This is a genomic window from Alsobacter sp. P4_H11 (assembly GCF_056400925.1).
In genome coordinates this window covers 439144-459547 of record NZ_JBFUKI010000002.1, presented here as the reverse complement: position 1 = coordinate 459547, position 20404 = coordinate 439144, and the positions used below count along the sequence as shown (strand labels likewise).

Annotated in this window: 19 protein-coding genes and 1 riboswitch; of the genes, 17 read left to right on the top strand and 2 right to left on the bottom strand. The window is 69.0% G+C overall.

What is annotated here, in order from left to right; all coding sequences use genetic code 11:
* Positions 1–13: 13 nt before the first annotated feature.
* Positions 14–1345: a BON domain-containing protein gene (locus AC1DSZ_RS05495; RefSeq protein WP_476837367.1), complete on the bottom strand. Its 1332-nt coding sequence runs from the start codon at positions 1343–1345 to the stop codon at positions 14–16.
* 146 nt (positions 1346–1491) lie between these two features.
* Entirely contained in the window at positions 1492–2748 is a 1257-nt protein-coding gene (locus AC1DSZ_RS05490; RefSeq protein ID WP_476837366.1) for an allantoate amidohydrolase, read from the bottom strand.
* A 141-nt stretch (positions 2749–2889) separates the two neighbouring features.
* On the opposite strand from AC1DSZ_RS05490, the gene AC1DSZ_RS05485 reads away from it, so the two are divergent.
* From AC1DSZ_RS05485 to purU, 17 genes are all read left to right on the top strand, one after another.
* Entirely contained in the window at positions 2890–3321 is a 432-nt protein-coding gene (locus AC1DSZ_RS05485; RefSeq protein ID WP_476837365.1) for a GlcG/HbpS family heme-binding protein, read from the top strand.
* 136 nt (positions 3322–3457) lie between these two features.
* A complete protein-coding gene (otnI, locus tag AC1DSZ_RS05480) occupies positions 3458–4237 on the top strand; it encodes a 2-oxo-tetronate isomerase (protein WP_476837364.1) in 780 nt (259 codons plus the stop codon).
* A gap of 10 nt (positions 4238–4247) precedes the next feature.
* Entirely contained in the window at positions 4248–5843 is a 1596-nt protein-coding gene (locus tag AC1DSZ_RS05475; protein WP_476837363.1) for an alkaline phosphatase family protein, read from the top strand.
* A 247-nt stretch (positions 5844–6090) separates the two neighbouring features.
* A complete protein-coding gene (urtA, locus tag AC1DSZ_RS05470) occupies positions 6091–7377 on the top strand; it encodes an urea ABC transporter substrate-binding protein (protein WP_476837362.1) in 1287 nt (428 codons plus the stop codon).
* Between the two features lie 160 nt (positions 7378–7537).
* Complete coding sequence (urtB, locus tag AC1DSZ_RS05465) at positions 7538–9142, top strand: urea ABC transporter permease subunit UrtB (RefSeq protein ID WP_476837361.1); 1605 nt, start codon at positions 7538–7540, stop codon at positions 9140–9142.
* Positions 9139–10311: an urea ABC transporter permease subunit UrtC gene (gene urtC / locus AC1DSZ_RS05460; protein ID WP_476837360.1), complete on the top strand. Its 1173-nt coding sequence runs from the start codon at positions 9139–9141 to the stop codon at positions 10309–10311. The genes urtB and urtC overlap by 4 nt, the downstream gene beginning before the upstream one ends.
* Before the next feature lie 4 nt (positions 10312–10315).
* Complete coding sequence (gene urtD / locus AC1DSZ_RS05455) at positions 10316–11080, top strand: urea ABC transporter ATP-binding protein UrtD (protein ID WP_476837359.1); 765 nt, start codon at positions 10316–10318, stop codon at positions 11078–11080.
* 2 nt (positions 11081–11082) lie between these two features.
* Entirely contained in the window at positions 11083–11778 is a 696-nt protein-coding gene (gene urtE / locus AC1DSZ_RS05450) for an urea ABC transporter ATP-binding subunit UrtE (protein ID WP_476837358.1), read from the top strand.
* 177 nt (positions 11779–11955) lie between these two features.
* On the top strand, positions 11956–12765 hold the full coding sequence (locus AC1DSZ_RS05445; protein ID WP_476837357.1) for an urease accessory protein UreD: 810 nt from the start codon (positions 11956–11958) through the stop codon (positions 12763–12765).
* 13 nt (positions 12766–12778) lie between these two features.
* On the top strand, positions 12779–13399 hold the full coding sequence (locus AC1DSZ_RS05440) for an urease subunit gamma (RefSeq protein ID WP_476837356.1): 621 nt from the start codon (positions 12779–12781) through the stop codon (positions 13397–13399).
* Between the two features lie 137 nt (positions 13400–13536).
* Positions 13537–15249, top strand: coding sequence for an urease subunit alpha (gene ureC, locus AC1DSZ_RS05435; protein WP_476837355.1), 1713 nt, complete (start codon positions 13537–13539; stop codon positions 15247–15249).
* A gap of 139 nt (positions 15250–15388) precedes the next feature.
* Positions 15389–16582: an MFS transporter gene (locus AC1DSZ_RS05430; RefSeq protein ID WP_476837354.1), complete on the top strand. Its 1194-nt coding sequence runs from the start codon at positions 15389–15391 to the stop codon at positions 16580–16582.
* 49 nt (positions 16583–16631) lie between these two features.
* Positions 16632–17246: an urease accessory protein UreE gene (locus AC1DSZ_RS05425; RefSeq protein WP_476837353.1), complete on the top strand. Its 615-nt coding sequence runs from the start codon at positions 16632–16634 to the stop codon at positions 17244–17246.
* Entirely contained in the window at positions 17191–17919 is a 729-nt protein-coding gene (locus tag AC1DSZ_RS05420) for an urease accessory protein UreF (RefSeq protein ID WP_476837352.1), read from the top strand. The genes AC1DSZ_RS05425 and AC1DSZ_RS05420 overlap by 56 nt, the downstream gene beginning before the upstream one ends.
* Before the next feature lie 71 nt (positions 17920–17990).
* A complete protein-coding gene (gene ureG, locus AC1DSZ_RS05415) occupies positions 17991–18611 on the top strand; it encodes an urease accessory protein UreG (protein WP_476837351.1) in 621 nt (206 codons plus the stop codon).
* A gap of 46 nt (positions 18612–18657) precedes the next feature.
* A complete protein-coding gene (locus AC1DSZ_RS05410) occupies positions 18658–19239 on the top strand; it encodes a HupE/UreJ family protein (RefSeq protein WP_476837350.1) in 582 nt (193 codons plus the stop codon).
* Between the two features lie 116 nt (positions 19240–19355).
* Positions 19356–20219 (top strand): formyltetrahydrofolate deformylase, encoded by an 864-nt coding sequence (purU, locus tag AC1DSZ_RS05405; protein WP_476837349.1) that lies wholly within the window; start codon positions 19356–19358, stop codon positions 20217–20219.
* A gap of 69 nt (positions 20220–20288) precedes the next feature.
* A riboswitch (TPP riboswitch) is annotated at positions 20289–20387 on the top strand.
* The last annotated feature ends 17 nt before the right edge of the window (positions 20388–20404 follow it).

Below are 20404 nucleotides of genomic sequence, written 5' to 3'. Positions count from 1 at the left end.
ATGGCGGCGCGGCTCAGGCCCCGCCGATCTTCCGGCTGGACCCGGCGCTGGCCATGGATGACCCGCTCAAGCCGGTCGAGCTCGATCCGGTCGCATCCGCGCCCGTGCCGGTAGTCCCGGTGGTCGAGGAGCCGGCCGTGTCGCCATAGCTCACCGCGCCGGGGTTCTGCGACCCGGTATGCGTTCCCGCCGAAGACGAACTCGTCGACCCGGATCCGGTGGAGCCAGCCCTGGCCGCGGCCGCGCCCGATCCATACAGGCTCTGGTTCGAGTCCGTGGACGTTGATCCGGATCCGGAGCCATAGCCGGAGCGCTGCTTCACCCGGATGTTGTTCTGCACGTGGGTCACGCCCGAGACCGTCTCGGCGATATCCTCGGCGTGGCGCTTGGCGAAGCGTTCCTCCACCGAGCCGCTCAGCGTGACTTCGCCGTTCTGGACCGTGACGTCGATGTCGCTAGCGTCAATGTGCGGGTCGTCCGTCAGGCGGTCGTTGACGTCCTCGCGGATGCGGTCGTCCGAGCGGGCGTAGCCCTTGGGGCCACGGCCGCGGTGCTGGGCGTCGCGCTGCGCGTCCTGGAGCCGGCGGCGCTCGGCGTCGTCATCGCCGAACCATGAGGCCACCTCGTCGCTGGCGCGCTCGAAGAAGCCGCGGTCGTCGTCGCGGCCATAGCCGCGATCCTGAGAGCCGTAGCCCTGCGAACCGTAGCCCTGCGAGCCCCGGCCGTAGCGATCGCGGTCCGAGCCCTGGCTGTAGGAACCAGCGCCCCAGCTGGAGCCAGAAGAACGCCCGAAGTCGCCACCGCGGCCATAGTCGCTCGTGTCGCCTCGGCCATAGCCGCCGGAGCGGCCGGACGAACCATAGCCGTAGCGGTCTTCGCCGCCGGCCGAGTAGGACGCTGCGCCGCGGCTCGGCCCGTATTCGGGAGCCACCGGCTCGTCGAAACGCGACCGCGATCCGAATCCGGACCCGCCGCCCGAGCCGCCGGAGCCGCTGAACGATCCGCGCTCACGGTCGCCGCCGCGCGAGCCGCCCCAGTCGTCGCCGCGCGAATAATCGTTGCTCCAGCTGTCGCGGCCACGCTCGTCGCGGCCCCAGTCGCCGGCCCGCTCCCAGGTCTGGTTGCGGCCATAGTCGGAGCCGCCGCGCGAACCGGACGCGCCCGAGCCGCTCCCGAACTGACCGCCACGGTTGCGGTCGCCGCCATAGCGGTTTTCCGAGCCGGAAGTCCGGCTGCTCGAGCCATAGCGGTTCTCCGAGCCGCCATAGCGGTTGTCCGAGCCGCCATAGCGGTCCTCGGTCCAGCGCTGGCGGTCCGGGTCGCGATATCGATCGTCGTTTGCCATGGGAATCCTCCACTCCTGCATGCAGGCGTTATGGGCTGCCGAGCGGCAGCCTGTTTGGGAAGAGCCCATTCAATGCCCCCAAGATGGGGAAGTTCCGGCGTGGTTAAGACAGCCCGCGCCGGCGCGGTGCAGCTTGCGCCGCCCCCTCAGGTGCGAAAGCCGCGCACGAAATCCAGCAGCGTCGCGATCGCGGCGTCCGCGTCCGCCTCCGTCATCGACTCGGCCGGGTTGTGGCTGATTCCGCCCTTGCACCGCACGAACAGCATGCCCACCGGGCACAGCGACGCCATCGCCATGGCGTCGTGCCCGGCGCCGGAGGGCAGCTCCAGCACGGGGATCTGCCGGCCCGCCACCGCGGCCGCAAGCCCGGCCCGGATCGCCGGGTCGCAGGGCGCGGCGGGCGCGTCATAGAACGGCTCGATCGTGAGCGTCACGCCGCGCCGCTCCGCGATGGCGCGGCATTCGCGCTCCACGGCGGCCACCAGGGCGGTGCGGATCACGTCGTCGGGGCTGCGGACGTCCAGCGTGAACAGCACCCGCCCCGGGATTACGTTGACGGCGTTGGGCTCCACCGTGAAACGCCCCACGGTCGCGACCGTGTCGGGCTGCCCGGCGCCGAGCCGCTCGATCGCGAGCGCCATTTCGGCCGCCGCCGCGAGCGCATCCTGGCGCAGCGTCATCGGCACCGTGCCGGCATGCCCGGCCATGCCCGACACGGTCAGCCGCCGCCGGCTCGCGCCGTTGATGGCCGTGACGACCCCGACCGGCAGGTCGCGAGCCTCCAGCACGGGCCCCTGCTCGATGTGGACCTCCACATAGGCGAGCACGCTCGCGGGATCGCGCCGCAGCGACATGATGTCGTCCGGATTGCCGCCGAACCGCACCAGCGCGTCGCGCAGGCTAATCCCGTCCTCGTCCCGGCCATCCAGCGTGGCGGCGTCGAAGGCGCCGGCCAGCGCGCGGGAGGAGGAAAGATTGCTCGGAAACCGGACATTCTCCTCGTCCCCGAAGGCGAGCGCCTCCACGGCGAAAGGCAGGCGCTCGCCGGACTTCGCGAGTTCCTCGATCACCCCGATCGCCGCGATCACGCCCAGCGTGCCGTCAAAAGCGCCGGCGTCCTTCACGGTGTCGATGTGCGAACCGATCAGCAACGCGGGCAATCCCGGCGTCGCGCCCTCGTAGCGCCCCACCACGGTGCCGAGCGCGTCGACGTGGACGCTGTCGCATCCGGCCGCACGCATCATCTCCGCCACCGCATCCGCGGCATGCCGGTGGGATGGGGAGAGATACAGGCGGTGGATCTGGCCCGGGACGTCCGTGAAGGCGCGGAGCTGCTCCAGGCGCTCGAAGGCGCGCGAGCCGAGCGTGACGGGAAGGCGGATGGACGGCACGATGCTGGTCATGGCGGGAAGCTAAGCCGGAACCGACCGCGGCGGCAACGCCGCCCGGTTCGGGCGAGCGCAATTGTGCCTCTCCCCCGCTGGCGCGCGGCGCCCTATGGTGCCGCATGGCCGCCGTCTCGCGGCTTTCCGGAACGTCCCATCATGACCGAACTCACCCTTGCGGCCGCCCAGGCCCTCGTGTCCGCCGCCCTCGCGCATGGCCGCGAGAAAACCATGCAGCCGCTCGCCGTCGCGGTGCTCGACGCACGTGGGGCGTTGCGCGCCTTCGGGGCCGAGGACGGAACCAGCCTGAAGCGCGGCGACATCGCGCGCGGCAAGGCCTCGGGCGCGATCGCGCTCGGCGTCGGCTCGCGCGCGCTGCACCGCATGGCGCAGGAGCGCCCGCATTTCATCGAATCCATGCACGGCGTCGTCGGCGCGCTCGTGCCGGTGCCGGGCGGCGTCCTGCTGCGCGACGCCTCGGGCGCCGTGATCGGCGCCGTCGGCATCTCGGGCGACAACGCCGACAACGACGAGGCCGCCGCCCTGGCAGGCGCGGCGGCGGTGGGCCTCACGGCCGATCCCGGCAAATGATCACCCTCCCGGGCGCGCGGCAGGCTTGCGCGCCCGGGGCTGGACAGGCCGGCCGCGCCGGGCTTGGCTCACGGAAGCCGCCGCTTTTGCGAACGGCGAGCCGCCAAACAAGGCGGCCAAGGAGGGGAGACCGCAGATGCCGCGCTTCGCCGCCAATCTGTCCATGATGTTCACCGAGTGGGAGTTCCTGGACCGCTTCGCGGCGGCCTCGGACGCCGGTTTCTCGGCCGTCGAATTTCTGTTCCCCTACGAGCATCCGCCCGAGGCCATCGAGCAGCGCTTGCGCGAAAACGGCCTGACCCAGGCTCTTTTCAACCTCTGGCCCGGCGACTGGCAGGCAGGCGAGCGCGGCATCGCGGCGCTGCCGGGGCGTGAAGCCGAGTTTCGTGACAAGCTGCAGGTCGCGGCCGCCTATGTGGAGGCGACCGGAGTGCGCCGCGTCCACCTGATGAGCGGCATGGCCGACCCGGCTGACGCCGCCGCGCAAAGCTGCTTTGCAGCCAACCTGGCGCTTGCCTGCGAGCAGATTGGCCAGCTCGGCGCCGACGTGCTGCTCGAGCCCATCAACGGCCGCGACATGCCGGGCTACTTCATGAACAGCTTCGATCGCGCGGCCGCGATCATCAAGCAGGCGGGCCGACCGAACCTGAAGCTGCAGTTCGATTTCTACCATCGCCAGATCCTGCATGGCGACGTCACGATGGCGTTCCGGGCCATGCAGCCGATCACCGGGCATGTGCAGATCGCCAGCGTGCCGAGCCGCCACGAGCCGGCCGGCGAGGAGCTGAACTACCCGTTCGTGTTCGAGGAGCTGGACCGCCTCGGCTATGACGGTTTCGTCGGCTGCGAATACCGGCCCCGCGCCGGCACGGTGGAAGGCCTCGGCTGGTTCGCGCCCTGGCGGCGCAAGACCTGACGCGTCCGCGATGGCCGAACCCGCCAAGCCCCGCCGCAAGGTGCTGTTCATCACCACCGACCAGCAGCGGGCTGACGCGCTCGCACTCGCGCCGGATTTCGATCTCTGCCCCAACCTGAAGGCGCTCGCGGCCGAGGGCGTGACCTTCACGCGGCACTACACCTGCGCGGCGCCCTGCGGTCCCGCCCGGGCGACGCTGCTGACCGGGCTCTATCCCTTCGTGCATCGCTCCGTCCGCAACGCCACGCCGCTGGACGCGCGGCACGGCAACGTCTTCATGGAGGCGCGCCGGGCCGGCTACGACCCGGTGCTGTTCGGCTACACGGATTCGGCCATCGACCCGCGCGCCACTGTGCCGGGCGATCCCCGGACCCGCAGCTTCGAGGGCGTGCTGCCGGGCTTGCGGCTCGAGGCGGCGCTCAACGAGGCGAGCCTGGAGCCCTGGCTCACCGACCTCGCCAAGCGCGGCTACGAGCTCCCCAAGCGCCTGCGCAACATCTACCGCCACCCCGGCTCAACCAAGGTGATGCCGGCGTTCTCACGCGGCGCGGCGCTTTATCGGGCCGAGGATTCCGACACCGCCTGGCTCACCGACAAGCTGCTCGATTTCTGGCGCCTGCGTCGGGACGAGGACTGGTTCGTCCACCTCGTCTGGTACCGCCCGCACCCGCCCTTCATCGCGCCCGAGCCCTACAACCGCCTCGTGCCCGCCGACGCGGTCGCCCCGCCGAGCCGTCGCGAGACCATCGAGGAGGAGCGCGCCGCGCACCCGTTCCTGGACGCCTGGCTGCACGAGCAGAACACGGCCGACTACCTGAAGACGCAGGTCAACACCCAGGAATCGAGCCCCGCCGAGATCCAGGACATCCGCGCCGTGTATCTGGGCCTCCTGGCCGAGGTGGACGCCAATCTGGGCCGTGTGGTCGCCCACCTGAAGCACACCGGCGAGTGGGACGAGACGCTGGTGGTGTTCACGTCCGACCACGGCGAACTGCTGGGCGATCACTGGTGCTGGGGCAAGGGCGGCTTCCACGACGCCTCCAACCACGTGCCGCTGATCATCCGCGCGCCCGGCATGCCGGCGGAGCACAGGGGACGGGTGGTCGACGCCTTCACCGAATCGGTGGATCTCGCCCCCACGATTCTCGAATGGCTGGGCCTGGAAACGCCCGCCGAGATGAACGGGGCGTCGCTGGGCCCCTGGTTGCGTGGCGAGACGCCGGCCGCCTGGCGCGACTACGCGTTCTGGGAGTTCGACTTCCGCACGCTGGGCGGCGGCGGCCTTGAAGCCGCGCTCGGGCTCATGCCCGACCAATGCACGCTCGACGTCATCCGCGAGCGGCGTTGGAAATACGTGCACTTCACCACCTTGCCGCCGCTTCTCTTCGATCTCGACGACGACCCGGGCGAATTCAAGAACCTCGCGGACGATCCCGCCTACGCGAGCGAGCGGGCTCGCCTCGCCGGCCGCCTGCTGTCGCATCGCATGCTCCACGCCGAGCGCACGCTGACAAACACCAAGCTCGCCCATGCAGGCGTGAAGACCTGGACGGGCGACCGCGGCCTGGTGCCGCCTTCGTTTCAGGCAGCGCCGGCTGGCGCCTAAAACAAAGGCAGACGCGTAAACCGAATCCGCATCCTGCGCGCTCCGCGTGCGAAACGGCCGACGACGCAAGATCCTGCTGCGAGCCCTGCCGCCACGTTCCAGCGCCGCCCAAGCTTGCCTCCAGCGTCCGTTTCGCTCGCATTTTATGCGAATCCAGCGTTCCGCCCGTTGTCGTCAACTGCTGGCACGGCGCTTGCGAACCTTCCTTTTCGGTCCATGAACCCGCGTTTAGGAGGGGGCTCTATCCATGTCGCTTCGTTTCAAGTCTTTCGTAGCCGCCGCGGCCGTCGCCGCCGGGGTGACGCTCGCCTCGGCCGGCGCCCAGGCCCAGACCATCAAGGTCGGCATCCTGCATTCGCTTTCGGGCACCATGGCGATCAGCGAGACCACGCTGAAGGACGTCATGCTCATGCTCATCGACGAGCAGAACAAGAAGGGCGGCCTCCTCGGCAAGAAGCTCGAGGCCGTCGTGGTCGACCCGGCCTCCAACTGGCCGCTCTTCGCCGAGAAGGCCAAGGAGCTGCTGCTCAAGGACAAGGTCGCGGCCACATTCGGCTGCTGGACCTCGGTGTCGCGCAAGTCCGTGCTGCCGGTGTTCGAGGAGAACAACGGCATCCTGTTCTACCCGGTGCAGTACGAGGGTGAAGAGTCCTCCAAGAACATCTTCTACACCGGCGCCGCTCCGAACCAGCAGGCGATCCCGGCCGTCGACTACCTGGCCGAGAACGAGAAGGTCCAGCGTTGGGTGCTGGCCGGCACCGACTACGTCTACCCGCGCACCACCAACAAGATCCTCGAGGCCTACCTTAAGTCCAAGGGCGTGAAGTCCGAGGACATCATGATCAACTACACGCCCTTCGGTCATTCCGACTGGCAGACGATCGTCGCCGACATCAAGAAGTTCGGCTCGGCCGGCAAGAAGACCGCCGTCGTGTCGACCATCAACGGCGACGCCAACGTGCCGTTCTACAAGGAACTCGGCAACCAGGGCGTGAAGGCGACCGACATCCCGGTCGTGGCGTTCTCGGTGGGCGAGGAAGAACTCGCCGGCATCGACACGAAGCCGCTGCTCGGCCATCTCGCCGCCTGGAACTACTTCCAGTCCGTCGACGTGCCGGTCAACAAGGCCTTCATCGAGCAATGGAAGGCCTACACCAAGAACCCGAAGCGCGTGACCAACGACCCGATGGAGGCGCACGTCATCGGCTTCAACATGTGGGTCAAGGCCGTCGAGAAGGCCGGCACCACCGACACCTCCGCGGTGATCGACGCCCTGGTCGGCGTCACCGTCCCGAACCTCTCGGGCGGCTACTCGGCCATGATGCCGAACCACCACATCACCAAGCCGGTCCTGATCGGCGAGATCAAGGCCGACGGCCAGTTCTCCATCGTGCAGCAGACCGCCCAGGTGGTCGGCGACGAGTGGTCGGACTACCTCGAAGGCTCCAAGGACCTGATCTCCGATTGGCGCGCCCCGATGTCCTGCGGCAACTTCAACGTGAAGACCGGCAAGTGCGGCGGCGCCTCCAAGTAAGCTGACGTCCAAGATCGTCATCCCCGGCCGGCCGCTCGCCCGTCGGCCGGAGATTGCGCACCAACCTGGACCGCGGGCCTCCGGCCCGCATCCGTCGGCCCAGCCCCGTGCAGGCCGGAGACCCGCGGTCCAATCCCCTCCGCCACAAGGTTTGCAACCGATGCGTATCGCGCGCCTCCTCGCCGCCCTGCTCGGGCTGGCCCTGGCCTCCGTCGCCTCCGCGCCCACGCGCGCCGCCGACCTAGACGCCTCCTTCGCGCGCATCGCCACCGAGAATTTCGGCGAGATCGAAGCCGCCATCGGCGATCTCGGCGCCACGGGCGACCCCAAGGCCGCAGCCGCCCTGCAGGCGCTCACCGACAGCCGCCTCGTCTATGCGCCCGCCGACAAGGGCGTGTTCATCAAGACGCCGGATGGCAAGTTCATCGACGCCCGCACGGGCGCGGCCCCGGCCGCCGAGCCGTTCGGGACCAAGCCGGTGCGCGTCAACAACCGCGTCCGCCGCGCGCTGGAAGCCGCATTGGGCTCCCTCACGCTGCTCGCTCCCGATCCGGCCAAGCGCCTCGCCGCCGCCGAGGCGGTGCTGAAATCCCGCGACGCCGCCGCGATTCCGGCGCTGGACGCCGCGATCGGCAAGGAAACCGACGCCCGCATCAAGAAGACCATGGTGCAGGCCCGCGCCGCCGCCGTGCTCGGCAAGGCGGACGCCACCGACGCCGAGAAGGTTTCGGCCATTGACGTGGTGGCCGAACGCGGCGACCAGGACACGCTGTCGCTGCTCGCCAACCTGCGCGCCAACGGCACCCCGATCGTCAAGATGGCGGCCGAAACAGCGGCCGGCGCAATTGAGCGGCGCCTCGCGGTGCTCTCTTCCGTGCAGAACGTCTGGTACGGCCTTTCGCTCGGCTCCGTGCTGCTGCTGGCCGCCATCGGGCTGGCGATCACGTTCGGCGTCATGGGCATCATCAACATGGCGCATGGCGAGATGGTGATGCTGGGGGCGTACACGACCTTCGTTGTGCAGGAAGTGCTGCGCACCCGGTACCCGGCGCTGTTCGACTGGTCGCTCGCGATGGCGATTCCGCTCGCTTTCCTGGTGTCGGGCGCGGTCGGCGTGCTGATCGAGCGCAGCGTCATCCGCTTCCTGTATGGCCGGCCGCTCGAAACGCTGCTCGCCACCTGGGGGGTGAGCCTCATTCTCCAGCAGGCCGTGCGCTCCTGGTTCGGCGCCAACAACCGCGAGGTCGGCGCGCCGTCCTTCATGTCCGGCTCCTTCGACTTCATGGGCCTCGCCATCACGTATGGACGGCTCTGGATCGTGGTGTTCGGCGCTCTCGTGTTCGGCGCGCTGCTGTTCGTCCTCAAGGCCACGTCCTTCGGGCTGAAGATGCGGGCCGTCACCCAGAACCGCCGCATGGCGTCCTGCATGGGCATCCGCACGCCCTGGGTCGACTCGCTCACCTTCGGGCTCGGCTCCGGCATCGCCGGGATCGCCGGGGTGGCGCTTTCGCAGATCGACAACGTCTCGCCAAACCTCGGCCAGAGCTACATCGTCGACAGCTTCATGGTGGTGGTGTTCGGCGGGGTCGGGAACCTGTGGGGCACGCTGGTGGCCGCCATGAGCCTGGGCATCGCCAACAAGTTCCTGGAGCCCTTCGCGGGCGCGGTGCTGGGCAAGATCCTGCTGCTGATCTTCATCATCCTGTTCATCCAGAAGCGTCCCCGCGGGCTGTTCGCCCTCAAGGGACGGGCGGTCGAAGCATGATCCTGTCAAAGCTCATCCACGACCTCGACTGGCGCGGCCGGGTCTTCCTGCTGGTGCTCGCCGCCGTCGCCGTGCTGGTGCCGGTTCTGAACCTGGCGGTGCCGGCCGGCTCGGCCTTCAATGTCCCCACCTACCTGGTGTCGCTGCTCGGCAAGTATCTCTGCTACGCCCTGCTCGCCATCGCGCTCGACCTCGTCTGGGGCTATTGCGGCATCCTCTCGCTCGGCCACGGCGCCTTCTTCGCGCTCGGCGGCTACGCGATGGGCATGTACCTGATGCGCCAGATCGGAACCCGCGGCGTCTACGCCAACCCGATCCTGCCGGACTTCATGGTGTTCCTGAACATGAAGGAACTCCCCGTCACATGGTGGGGCTTCCAGCATTTTCCTTACGCGATGCTGATGGTGCTCGTCGTTCCGGGCCTGCTCGCCTTCGTGTTCGGCTGGTTCGCGTTCCGGTCGCGGGTCACCGGCGTGTATCTCTCCATCATCACGCAGGCGATGACCTACGCGCTGCTGCTGGCCTTCTTCCGCAACGACATGGGGTTCGGCGGCAACAACGGCCTCACCGACTTCAAGGACATCCTGGGCTTCAACATCCAGGCGCAGAGCACCCGCGTGGCGCTGTTCGTCGCCAGCGTCATCGCCCTTGCGCTCGGCTACCTGATCGCCCGCGCGATGGTGACATCGGCCTACGGCAAGGTTCTGATCGCGATCCGGGACGCCGAGAGCCGGGCCCGCTTCATGGGCTACCGGGTGGAGCGCTACAAGCTGGTCGCCTTCACGGTGTCGGCCTGCATGGCGGGCGTCGCCGGCGCGCTCTACGTGCCGCAGGTCGGCATCATCAATCCGTCCGAGTTCGCCGCCGCCAACTCCATCGAGGCGGTGATCTGGGTCGCGGTGGGCGGACGCGGCACGCTGGTGGGCGCGGCGCTGGGCGCAGTCTTGGTGAACTGGGCCAAGACCTGGCTTACCGGCGCCTTCCCGGAGATCTGGCTGTTCGGCCTGGGCGCGCTGTTCGTGGTCGTCACCCTGTTTCTGCCCAAGGGCATCATCGGGACGCTCTCGGAATGGAGCGCCCGGCGCTCCGACCAGCGCGCCGCCTCGGTCGCCGCCGAGGCCGGGATCGGGCAGCCGCCCGCTGCGCCACAGCCGGCTGGAGCGGAGTGAGCCCATGTCGTCCGTGACCAACCCGGAGCTCACCCAGTCGATCCTCTATCTCGACGGCGTCAGCGTTTCGTTCGACGGCTTCAAGGCGCTGAACAGCCTTTCCATGGTGATCGGCCATGGCGAAATGCGCGCCATCATCGGCCCCAACGGCGCCGGCAAGACCACCATGATGGACGTCATCACGGGCAAAACCCGACCCGACGAGGGCGACGTTCTCTTCAACGGCACAGTGGACCTCACCGCCATGGACGAAGCCTCCATTGCGGAGCTCGGCATCGGCCGCAAGTTCCAGAAGCCCACCGTGTTCGAGAGCCACACGGTGGACGACAACATCCTGCTCGCCATGAAGGGACCGCGCTCGGCCAAGTCGTCCCTGTTCGGCTGGCGCAATCGCGTCCGCGACGACGAGAAGGACCACGTGCTGGAGACCATCGGGCTCAAGGACCACCGCAAGCGCCTCGCGGCGGATCTCTCGCACGGCCAGAAGCAGTGGCTCGAGATCGGCATGCTGCTGGCGCAGGATCCCAGGCTGCTGCTGGTCGACGAGCCGGTCGCCGGCATGACCGACCACGAGACCGAGCAGACGGCCGCCCTGCTGGCCGAAATCGCCAGGACGCACGCCGTCGTGGTGGTGGAACACGACATGCATTTCGTGCGCGCGCTCGGCTGCAAGGTCACCTGCCTGCACGAGGGCTCGGTTCTGGCCGAGGGCGCGATCGACGCCGTTTCCACCAACGACCGCGTGGTCGAAGTGTACCTGGGACGCTGACCATGCTCTCCGTCGAGTCCATCGACCTCTATTACGGCGCGGCGCAGGCGTTGCGCGGCGTGAGCCTGCAGGCGCAGCCCGGCAAGGTCACGTCCGTGCTCGGCCGCAACGGCGTCGGCAAGTCCTCGCTGCTGCGGGCCATCACGGGCGTGCAGCCTGTGCGGGGCGGCAGGATCGTCTGGAAGGGCCAGGACCTCGGCGGCCTCGCGCCCTTCGATCGCGCCCGGCGCGGCATCGCGTATGTGCCGCAGGGGCGGGAGATCTTCCCGCTGCTCACCGTGAAGGAAAACCTCGAAACCGGCTTCTCGCCCCTGCCGCGCGGCGAGCGCTTCATCCCGGCCGAGATCTTCGACCTCTTCCCGGTGCTGAAGGACATGCTCAACCGCCGCGGCGGCGATCTCTCGGGCGGCCAGCAGCAGCAGCTCGCCATCGGCCGCGCGCTGGTGACGCGCCCGAGCCTGCTGGTGCTGGACGAGCCGACGGAGGGCATCCAGCCCTCCATCATCAAGGACATCGGCCGCGCCATCGACTACCTTCGCCAAAAAGGCGACATGGCGATCCTGCTGGTGGAACAATATTTCGAATGGGCCCGCGACCTCTGCGACAGCTACGCGGTGATGGACCGCGGCCAGATCGTGCTCGCCGGCGCCCGCGCCGACATGGTCGAGACCGATGTGCGCCGGCATCTCTCGGTGTGAGGCCATGAATCGCCTCTCCGTCCTTGCGAGGAGCGCAGCGACGCGGCAATTCAGAAGCTGGGCATCGAGCTCAAACCCGCTTCCATCAGCTGGATTGCTTAGCTGCGCTCGCAATGACGGGAGCTTGGCCTGACGATGCTGCGCGATCCTCAACCAGAGGCGGCAGGCGCATCCTCGGTGGCCGCTCTGCCCGCCTATGTCCGCGCCAGCGGCGTCATCCAGGCGCGCTTCGCCCCGACCGGGCGCGGCACCCGCGTGATGGCGCTGCGCGAGGCGGGCGGCTATCGGCTGAAGTTTCCCAAGGCGCCCGGCTGCGAAGCCGTGCTGATCAACACCGGCGGCGGCATGACGGGCGGCGACCGGCTGGACGTGTCGCTCACGCTCGACGCGCAGGCCGAGGCGGTGCTGACCACGCAATCGGCCGAGAAGATCTACCGGTCCGACGGCGCGGCGGCCGAGATCGCGGTGGACGTGCAACTCGCCGAAGGCGCGCGCCTGTCCTGGCTGCCTCAGGAAGCCATCCTGTTTTCCGGCTCGCGCCTGCGGCGGCGGCTGAAGGCCGCGATGGCGGCGGATGCGACGTTGACGCTGGCCGAGTCCGTGGTGTTCGGCCGCGTCGCCTCCGGGGAGACGCTGGGCGATGGGCTGTTCGACGACCGCTGGGAGATCCGCCGCGGCGGATGCCTCGTCTTCGCCGAAGCCGTGCGGCTGGACGGCCCGTTGGCCGCCACGCTGAACCGCCCGGCGCTGGGCGGCGGCGCGCGGGCGGTTGCGGCCGTCCTGCACCTCGCGCCGGACGCGGAAAGCCGCCTCGAAGAGGCGCGCGCCGCGCTCGAGAACGCACAATCCGATTGCGGCGCGAGCGCCTGGAACGGCATGCTGTGCGTACGTTTCGCGGCCGAGTCTCCGGCCGTCCTGCGGGCCGACATGGCCGCGTTTCTGTCCGGATTCCAATCGGGCCCGCTGCCGCGGGTCTGGCAATGCTGAGCGAGATCGTCCGATGAACCTCTCCCCGCGCGAGAAGGACAAGCTGCTGATCGCCATGGCGGCCAACGTGGCCCGCCGCCGGCTCGAACGCGGCGTGAAGCTCAACCACCCCGAGGCGATCGCGCTGATTACCGACTTCGTGGTGGAAGGCGCGCGCGACGGCCGCTCCGTGGCCGACCTCATGGAGGCGGGCGCCCATGTAATCACGGCCGACCAGGTGATGGACGGCATCGCCGAGATGATCCACGACGTGCAGGTGGAAGCCACCTTCCCGGACGGCACCAAGCTGGTCACCGTGCACAACCCCATCCGGGGCGCGTCCGGCGCGGTGATCCCGGGCGAGGTGATGACGCTGGACGGCGACATCGTCATGAATATCGACCGCAAGACGGTCGCGCTGGCGGTCGCCAACACGGGTGACCGGCCCATCCAGGTCGGCAGCCACTACCATTTCGCCGAGACCAACGCGGCCCTCAGCTTCGACCGGGCTCGCGCCCGCGGCATGCGCCTCGACATCCCGGCCGGCACGGCCGTGCGCTTCGAGCCCGGCCAGACCCGCGAGGTCCGGCTGGTGGCGCTCGCCGGCAATCGCGAAGTGTACGGGTTCCGCCAGGACGTGATGGGCAAGCTGTGAAGCGCTCCTCCGTCATTGCGAGCGCAGCGAAGCAATCCACCTGATGCGGGCAACATGCCCGGCGCCTGGATTGCTTCGTCGCTGCGCTCCTCGCAATGACGGCCGAGGAGCTGAGAAGACGACTGGGGAACTGAACCATGGCCACCAAGCTCTCCCGCGCCGCCTATGCGGACATGTTCGGCCCCACCACGGGCGACAAGGTGCGGCTCGCCGACACCTCGCTGGTGATCGAGGTCGAGAAGGATTTCACGATCTATGGCGAGGAGGTGAAGTTCGGCGGCGGCAAGGTGATCCGAGACGGCATGGGCCAGTCGCAGATCACAAACGCGGCCGGGGCGGTCGACACCGTCATCACCAACGCGCTGATCCTCGACCACTGGGGCATCGTGAAGGCTGACGTCGGCCTCAAGGAAGGCCGCATCGCCGCCATCGGCAAGGCCGGCAACCCGGACATCCAGCCGGGCGTCACCATCGTGATCGGCCCGGGCACCGACATCATCGCGGGCGAGGGCAAGATCCTCACGGCCGGCGGCTTCGACAGCCACATCCACTTCATTTGCCCGCAGCAGATCGAGCACGCCCTGATGTCGGGCGTTACCACCATGCTGGGCGGCGGCACCGGGCCTTCGGCGGGCACCAACGCCACCACGTGCACGCCGGGGCCGTGGCACATCGCCCGGATGATCCAGAGCTTCGACGCCTTTCCGGTGAATCTCGGCATTTCCGGCAAGGGCAACGCCTCCAAGCCTGAGGCGCTGGTCGAGATGGTGAAGGCCGGCGCCTGCGCGCTGAAGCTGCACGAGGACTGGGGCACCACGCCCGCCGCCATCGACAACTGCCTGAACGTCGCCGACGACCACGACGTGCAGGTGATGATCCACACCGACACGCTCAACGAGTCCGGCTTCGTCGAGGACACGGTGGCGGCCTTCAAGGGCCGCACCATCCACGCCTTCCACACCGAGGGCGCGGGCGGCGGGCATGCGCCGGACATCATCAAGGTAGCGGGGCTGAAGAACGTCCTGCCCTCGTCCACCAACCCGACGCGGCCGTTTACCGTTAACACGCTGGACGAGCACCTCGACATGCTGATGGTGTGCCACCACCTCGACTCGTCGATCCCCGAGGACCTGGCCTTCGCGGAAAGCCGCATCCGGCGCGAGACCATCGCGGCCGAGGACATCCTGCACGACCTCGGCGCGCTCTCGATGATGTCGTCCGACAGCCAGGCCATGGGCCGTCTCGGCGAGGTCGTGACACGCACGTGGCAGACCGCCGACAAGATGAAGAAGCAGCGCGGCTCGCTGAAGGGCGACGGCTCCGGCAACGATAATTTCCGGGCCAAGCGCTACATCGCCAAATACACCATCAACCCCGCCATCGCGCATGGCGTCTCCAAACACATCGGCTCGGTCGAGGTCGGCAAGCTTGCCGACCTGGTGCTCTGGTCGCCGGCCTTCTTCGGCGTGAAGCCCGACCTCGTCATCAAGGGCGGCTCGATCGCGGCCGCCCCGATGGGCGACCCCAACGCATCCATCCCGACGCCGCAGCCGGTGCACTACCGGCCGATGTTCGGCGCCTTCGGCAAGGCGCTGACGGCCTCCTCGGTGGTGTTCGTCTCCCAGGCCGCCATGGAGGACGGGTTGCGCGAGAAGCTCGGCGTCGCCAAGCAATTCGTGCCCGTCGAGAACGTGCGCGGCGGCATCTCCAAGGCGTCCATGATCCACAACGACGCCACGCCGGATATCCAGGTCGACCCCGAGACCTATGCGGTAACGGCCGACGGCGAGCTGCTGGTCTGCGAGCCCGCCACCGAACTCCCGATGGCGCAGCGCTACTTCCTGTTCTGACCGTAAGGCTTCGCGAGCGAGCCTTGACGGGCGCGCATCGCGGCTCTGCGCGGGCGCATCGACGCTAGCCGACGCGTTGCCTGCCCCGTATGCCTGTGGGGCGGGGCGGCGCCCATAATGCCGCCCCTTCGGGGACGGGATGGCTCAGGACGTTCGGCGCGCGACGGCCGTGCTGGCGGTGACGCAGGTCATCGGCTGGGGGTCGACATTTTACCTGCCGGGCGTGCTCAGCCGGACCATGGCGGCCGATATCGGCGTGTCGCCGGAGTTCATCTTCGGCGGCGTCACCATCATGCTGGTGATGTCGGGCCTGCTCTCGCCGACGCTGGGCCGGCTGCTGGACCGTCACGGCGCGGCCTCGTTTCTCGCCGTGGGTTCCTTGTTGACCGGCGTTTCGCTGGCGCTGCTCGGGCTGGTCACCGGGCCCGTCACCTACGCGCTGGTATGGCTCGCCCTCGGCTTTTCCACCACGCTGGCGCTGACCTTGCCGTCCTTCACCGCGATGGCGCAGATCGCCGGGCAAAATGCCCGCCAGAGCATGATCGTCCTGATGCTGATGACCGGGCTGTCGTCCAGCATCGCGTGGCCGATCACCGTGTGGCTCGACGGCGCGATCGGCTGGCGCTGGATGTGCGTCGTCTACGCGGTCGTGAACGTGGCCGTTTGCGCGCCGTTGCACGCTTGGGTGCTGCCGCGCCGGCGCAGCATGGGTGGAGGCGCGAGCGCCGGAACCGCGGCCCCGCCGATGATCCGGCAGAGCGGCTTCCGCCCGGCCGTGATCGCCATGATGGCCGCCTTCGCGTGCTCGGGCTTCGTCTCCTGGGGCCTGTCGCTCCATATTGTCGAGCTGCTGCGGGACGTCGGCATGACGCCCGGGCTGGCGCTGACGCTGGGCTCGTCCATGGGCGCGCTACAGGTGCTGGCGCGGCTCATCGAGTTCCTGCTGGGCAAGCGCGTGACGCCGATCGCCTCGGCGGTGTTCGCCTCGCTGGTGATGACGTTCTCGTTCGCCCTGATCGCGCTCGCCAAGGGCTCCGTCACGGGCGCGACCGCCTTCATCCTCATCTACAGCATCGGGTCGGGCCTGCTCGGCGTCACCCGCGTGGCGTTGCCGCTCTGGGTGTTCGGCTCGGCCGTCTACGGGACCTATTCGGGCAAGATCGCGCCGGTGCAGAATTTCTCCTTCGCGGTGGCGCCGCTGGTGTTCTCGATCGTGACCGAGCGTTTCGGCGTCAGCGCCGGCATCGTGCTGTCCGGCGTGCTGGCCTTGTTGGCGGCGGCCGGCATGGCGCTGATCGGCGTCATTGTGCGCCGCCACCGGGCAGATGCCTAAGCGCACCGCGCGTGCTAGGACGATCGGAGGTTTCTTCGGGAGTTCGATCATGCTGCGCGCCGCCGCCGTTGTCCGCAAACCCGCCGTGAAGGCCGAGCGCGTCGTCGACGCCGTGGTGCTGGACCACGAGGGCCGCCATCGCCGCCGGCTGGCCCTGAAGGGCGAGAAGGGCACAGAGTTCCTGCTCGATCTCGAGAAGGCGGCCGTACTGAACGACGGCGACGCCCTGAAGCTGGAGGACGGATCGCTCGTGCTGGTGCGGGCCGCGCCGCAGAGCCTGCTGGAGATCCGCGCCGCCACGCCCAAGCGCCTCATGCGGATCGCCTGGCACATCGGCAACCGCCACACCCCGGCCGAGATCGGCGACGACGCGCTCTGGATCGAGGACGACCACGTGCTGGTCGAGATGGTGCGAGGGCTGGGCGCCGAGGTCGTCAGGGTCGAACGGCCCTTCCAGCCGGAGCGCGGCGCCTATGAGGCCGCGGAAGCGCACGGCCATGCGCACCACGATCATGGGCATGACCACGGCCACGGGCACGACCACGCCCATGCGCACGCCGAGGCCCACGCCCACGCCCACCAGCATGGCGACGCCTGCGGGTGCGGGCATGACCACCACGACCACGACCACCACGACCATGGCCACGCGCACAAGCATGGCTGAGGCGAGCCTGCTGCCGCTGCTGGTGTGGCTGTCTCCCGCCTTCCCGGTGGGAGCCTTCGCGTATTCGCACGGCCTCGAATGGGCGGTCGAAACCGGGCAGGTTAAGGACGCCGCGACCGCGCGGGAGTGGATCGCGGATCTGCTGGCCCAGGGCTCCGGCCGCAACGACGCCGTGCTGCTGGCTGCGGCCTGGCGCGCCGCCTCCAACCGCGACGACGCGGCGCTGCGGGAGGTCGCCGAGCTCGGCGCCGCCCTGCAGCCCTCGCGCGAGCGCCATCTGGAGGCGACCGCGCAAGGGGCGGCCTTCCTGGTCGCGGTCCGGGCCTCCTGGCCGACCGAAGCGGTGGAGCTGTTCGACGCCGCCTGGGACGGCGAGGTCGCCTATCCGGTCGCGCTCGGCGTCGCGGCCGCGGGCCATGACGTCCCGCTCGGCGCGACCCTGGAAGCGAGCCTGCTCGCCTTCGTGGGCAATCTCGTCTCGGCCGTGGTGCGGCTCGGCCCCATCGGGCAAACCGACGGCCAGCGCATCATCGCCGCTCTGGTGGCCGACGTTCGCGCCGCCGCGTCATTCGCGGAAGCGTCCACGCTGGACGACCTCGGCGCCGCGGCGTTTCGATCTGACATCGCGTCCCTGCGGCACGAGACGCAGTATTCCCGCCTTTTCCGGTCCTGACCCGCGCTGGCGCGTTTCTTGGATCAGCTGCCCGACCTGAACGGTCGCCCGACCTGAACGGAGAATGCATCATGACGAGATCCAGCCACGGCCCGCTTCGCGTTGGCATCGGCGGTCCGGTCGGATCCGGCAAGACGGCCCTCATGGAGGCGCTGTGCAAGCGCTTCCGCGACACTTACGACCTCTGCGCCATCACCAACGACATCTACACCAAGGAGGACGCGCGCCTTCTCACGGTTGCGGGCGCGCTGCCGGAGGAGCGCATCATGGGCGTGGAGACGGGCGGCTGCCCGCACACCGCCATCCGGGAGGACTGCTCCATCAATCTGGCCGCCATCGACCAGATGATGAAACGCTTCCCCAAGCTCGACCTGATCCTCATCGAATCCGGCGGCGACAACCTCGCGGCGACCTTCTCGCCCGAGCTCGCCGACATCACCGTCTATGTGATCGACGTTTCGGGCGGCGAGAAGATCCCCCGCAAGGGCGGCCCCGGCATCACGCGCTCGGACCTGCTGGTGATCAACAAGATCGACCTCGCCCCCTTCGTGGGCGCCAGCCTCGAGGTGATGGACCGCGACTCCAAGCTGATGCGCAAGGAGCGGCCCTACGTGTTCACGAATGTCCGCTCCGGCGAGGGCGTGGACGCCGTGGCGGCCTTTATCGAGCAGGCCGGCGGCTTGCGGGCCTAGCACGGGCTTTGCATCCTCGGTCCGAACACCCGTCCTGGAGCCACCGATGACACCGAGCCGCCTCTCCGCCGTCGCCATCCTGACAGTGCTCGCCACCCCGGCGCTCGCTCATACGGGCGTCGACCCGCATGTCCACGGCTTCGCTATGGGGCTGATGCACCCGCTCGGCGGAATGGACCACCTGCTCGCCATGGCGGCCGTCGGCCTCTGGGCCGGCCTCGTGGGCGGCGCGGCGCGCTGGGCCTGGCCGGCCGCCTTCATGGTCGCGATGGCGCTGGCCGCGATCCTCGGCGCGAGCGGGGTGGCTTTGCCTGGCGTCGAGGCCGGCGTGGCCGTCTCGGTCGCGGTGCTCGGCGGCGCCCTCGTGTCGGGCGTCCGCGCGCCGCTGGCGACAGGCGCTGCGCTTTGCGCCGCCATGGCGATTTTCCACGGCCTCGCGCATGGCGCGGAGATGCCCACGAATGCGGCAGGGCTCGCCTATGGCGCAGGCTTCCTGTCCGCCACGGCGCTGCTGCATGTTGCCGGATTGGCGCTCGCGGCCGGCGTTGTCCGGCTGTCCTCGGCGGTGCCGCTGCGCATCGCTGGCGCGGGCCTGCTGGCCGCCGGCGCCGCGCTTCTGGTCGGCTGAAGCAACGCTTTCGTCCCTCGCAGGCCAGCCGGGCCCGTCAGGCGCGCTATGCTGCGTTGCAGGATGGCGCGCCTTTCTGTAGGCAGCGTCTGCCGTCGCGCAGGGATGCCCGTTTCATGACCTCCGAGTCCTTCGTTCTCAAGCTCTCCTGCCCCAACCGCCCCGGCATCGTGGCGGCCGTCTCGACACTGCTCTTCGAGGCGGGCTGCAACATCCTGGATGCGCAGCAATTCGACGATGTCGAGACCGGCCGCTTCTTCATGCGGGTGATCTTCAACGCCGTGGACGCGGACCCTACCGCGGCCGAGCTGCGGGAGCGCTTCAGGCCCGTGGGCGAGCGCTTCGGCATGGACTGGACGATCCGGGCGCGCGGCGAGCGCCGCCGGGTGATGCTCCTGGTGTCGAAGTTCGACCATTGCCTGGTCGACCTGCTGTACCGCCAGCGCAACGGTGAGCTCAACATGGAGATCGCCGCCGTGGTGGCCAACCACCCGCGCGAGACATACGCACATATCGACCTCGACGGCGCGCCCTTCCACCACCTGCCCGTCACCCGCCAGACCAAGATGGAGCAGGAAGCGCAGCTCTGGGAGCTGGTGAAGAGCACGGGAACCGAGGTGGTCGTGCTCGCCCGCTACATGCAGGTGCTGTCGGATGGGCTGGCGGCCAAGCTCACGGGCCGCTGCATCAACATCCACCACTCGTTCCTGCCGGGCTTCAAGGGCGCCAAGCCCTATCATCAGGCGCATGAGCGTGGCGTGAAGCTGATCGGCGCCACGGCCCATTACGTCACGTCCGACCTCGACGAAGGCCCGATCATCGACCAGGACGTCGAGCGCATCAGCCACCGCGACACGCCCGAGGACCTCGTCCGCAAGGGCCGCGACATCGAGCGCCGCGTGCTCGCCCGCGCGCTGGCGGACCACCTCGACGACCGCGTGATCCTGAACGGCCGCAAGACAGTGGTGTTCACCGGCTGAGCCGCGTTCCTCCGCCGAGGTCTGAAATCTGGCGCACGTCTTGTGGCGGCGCGCAGCCGTGATTACGTTGCGTGCGCCATGGGGTGCCGTCCGCGAGGACGGCTGAGATCATACCCGTTGAACCTGATCTGGGTCATGCCAGCGAAGGGAAAGGCTGCCGGCGCGCCCGGCGTCTTTTCCGCTGG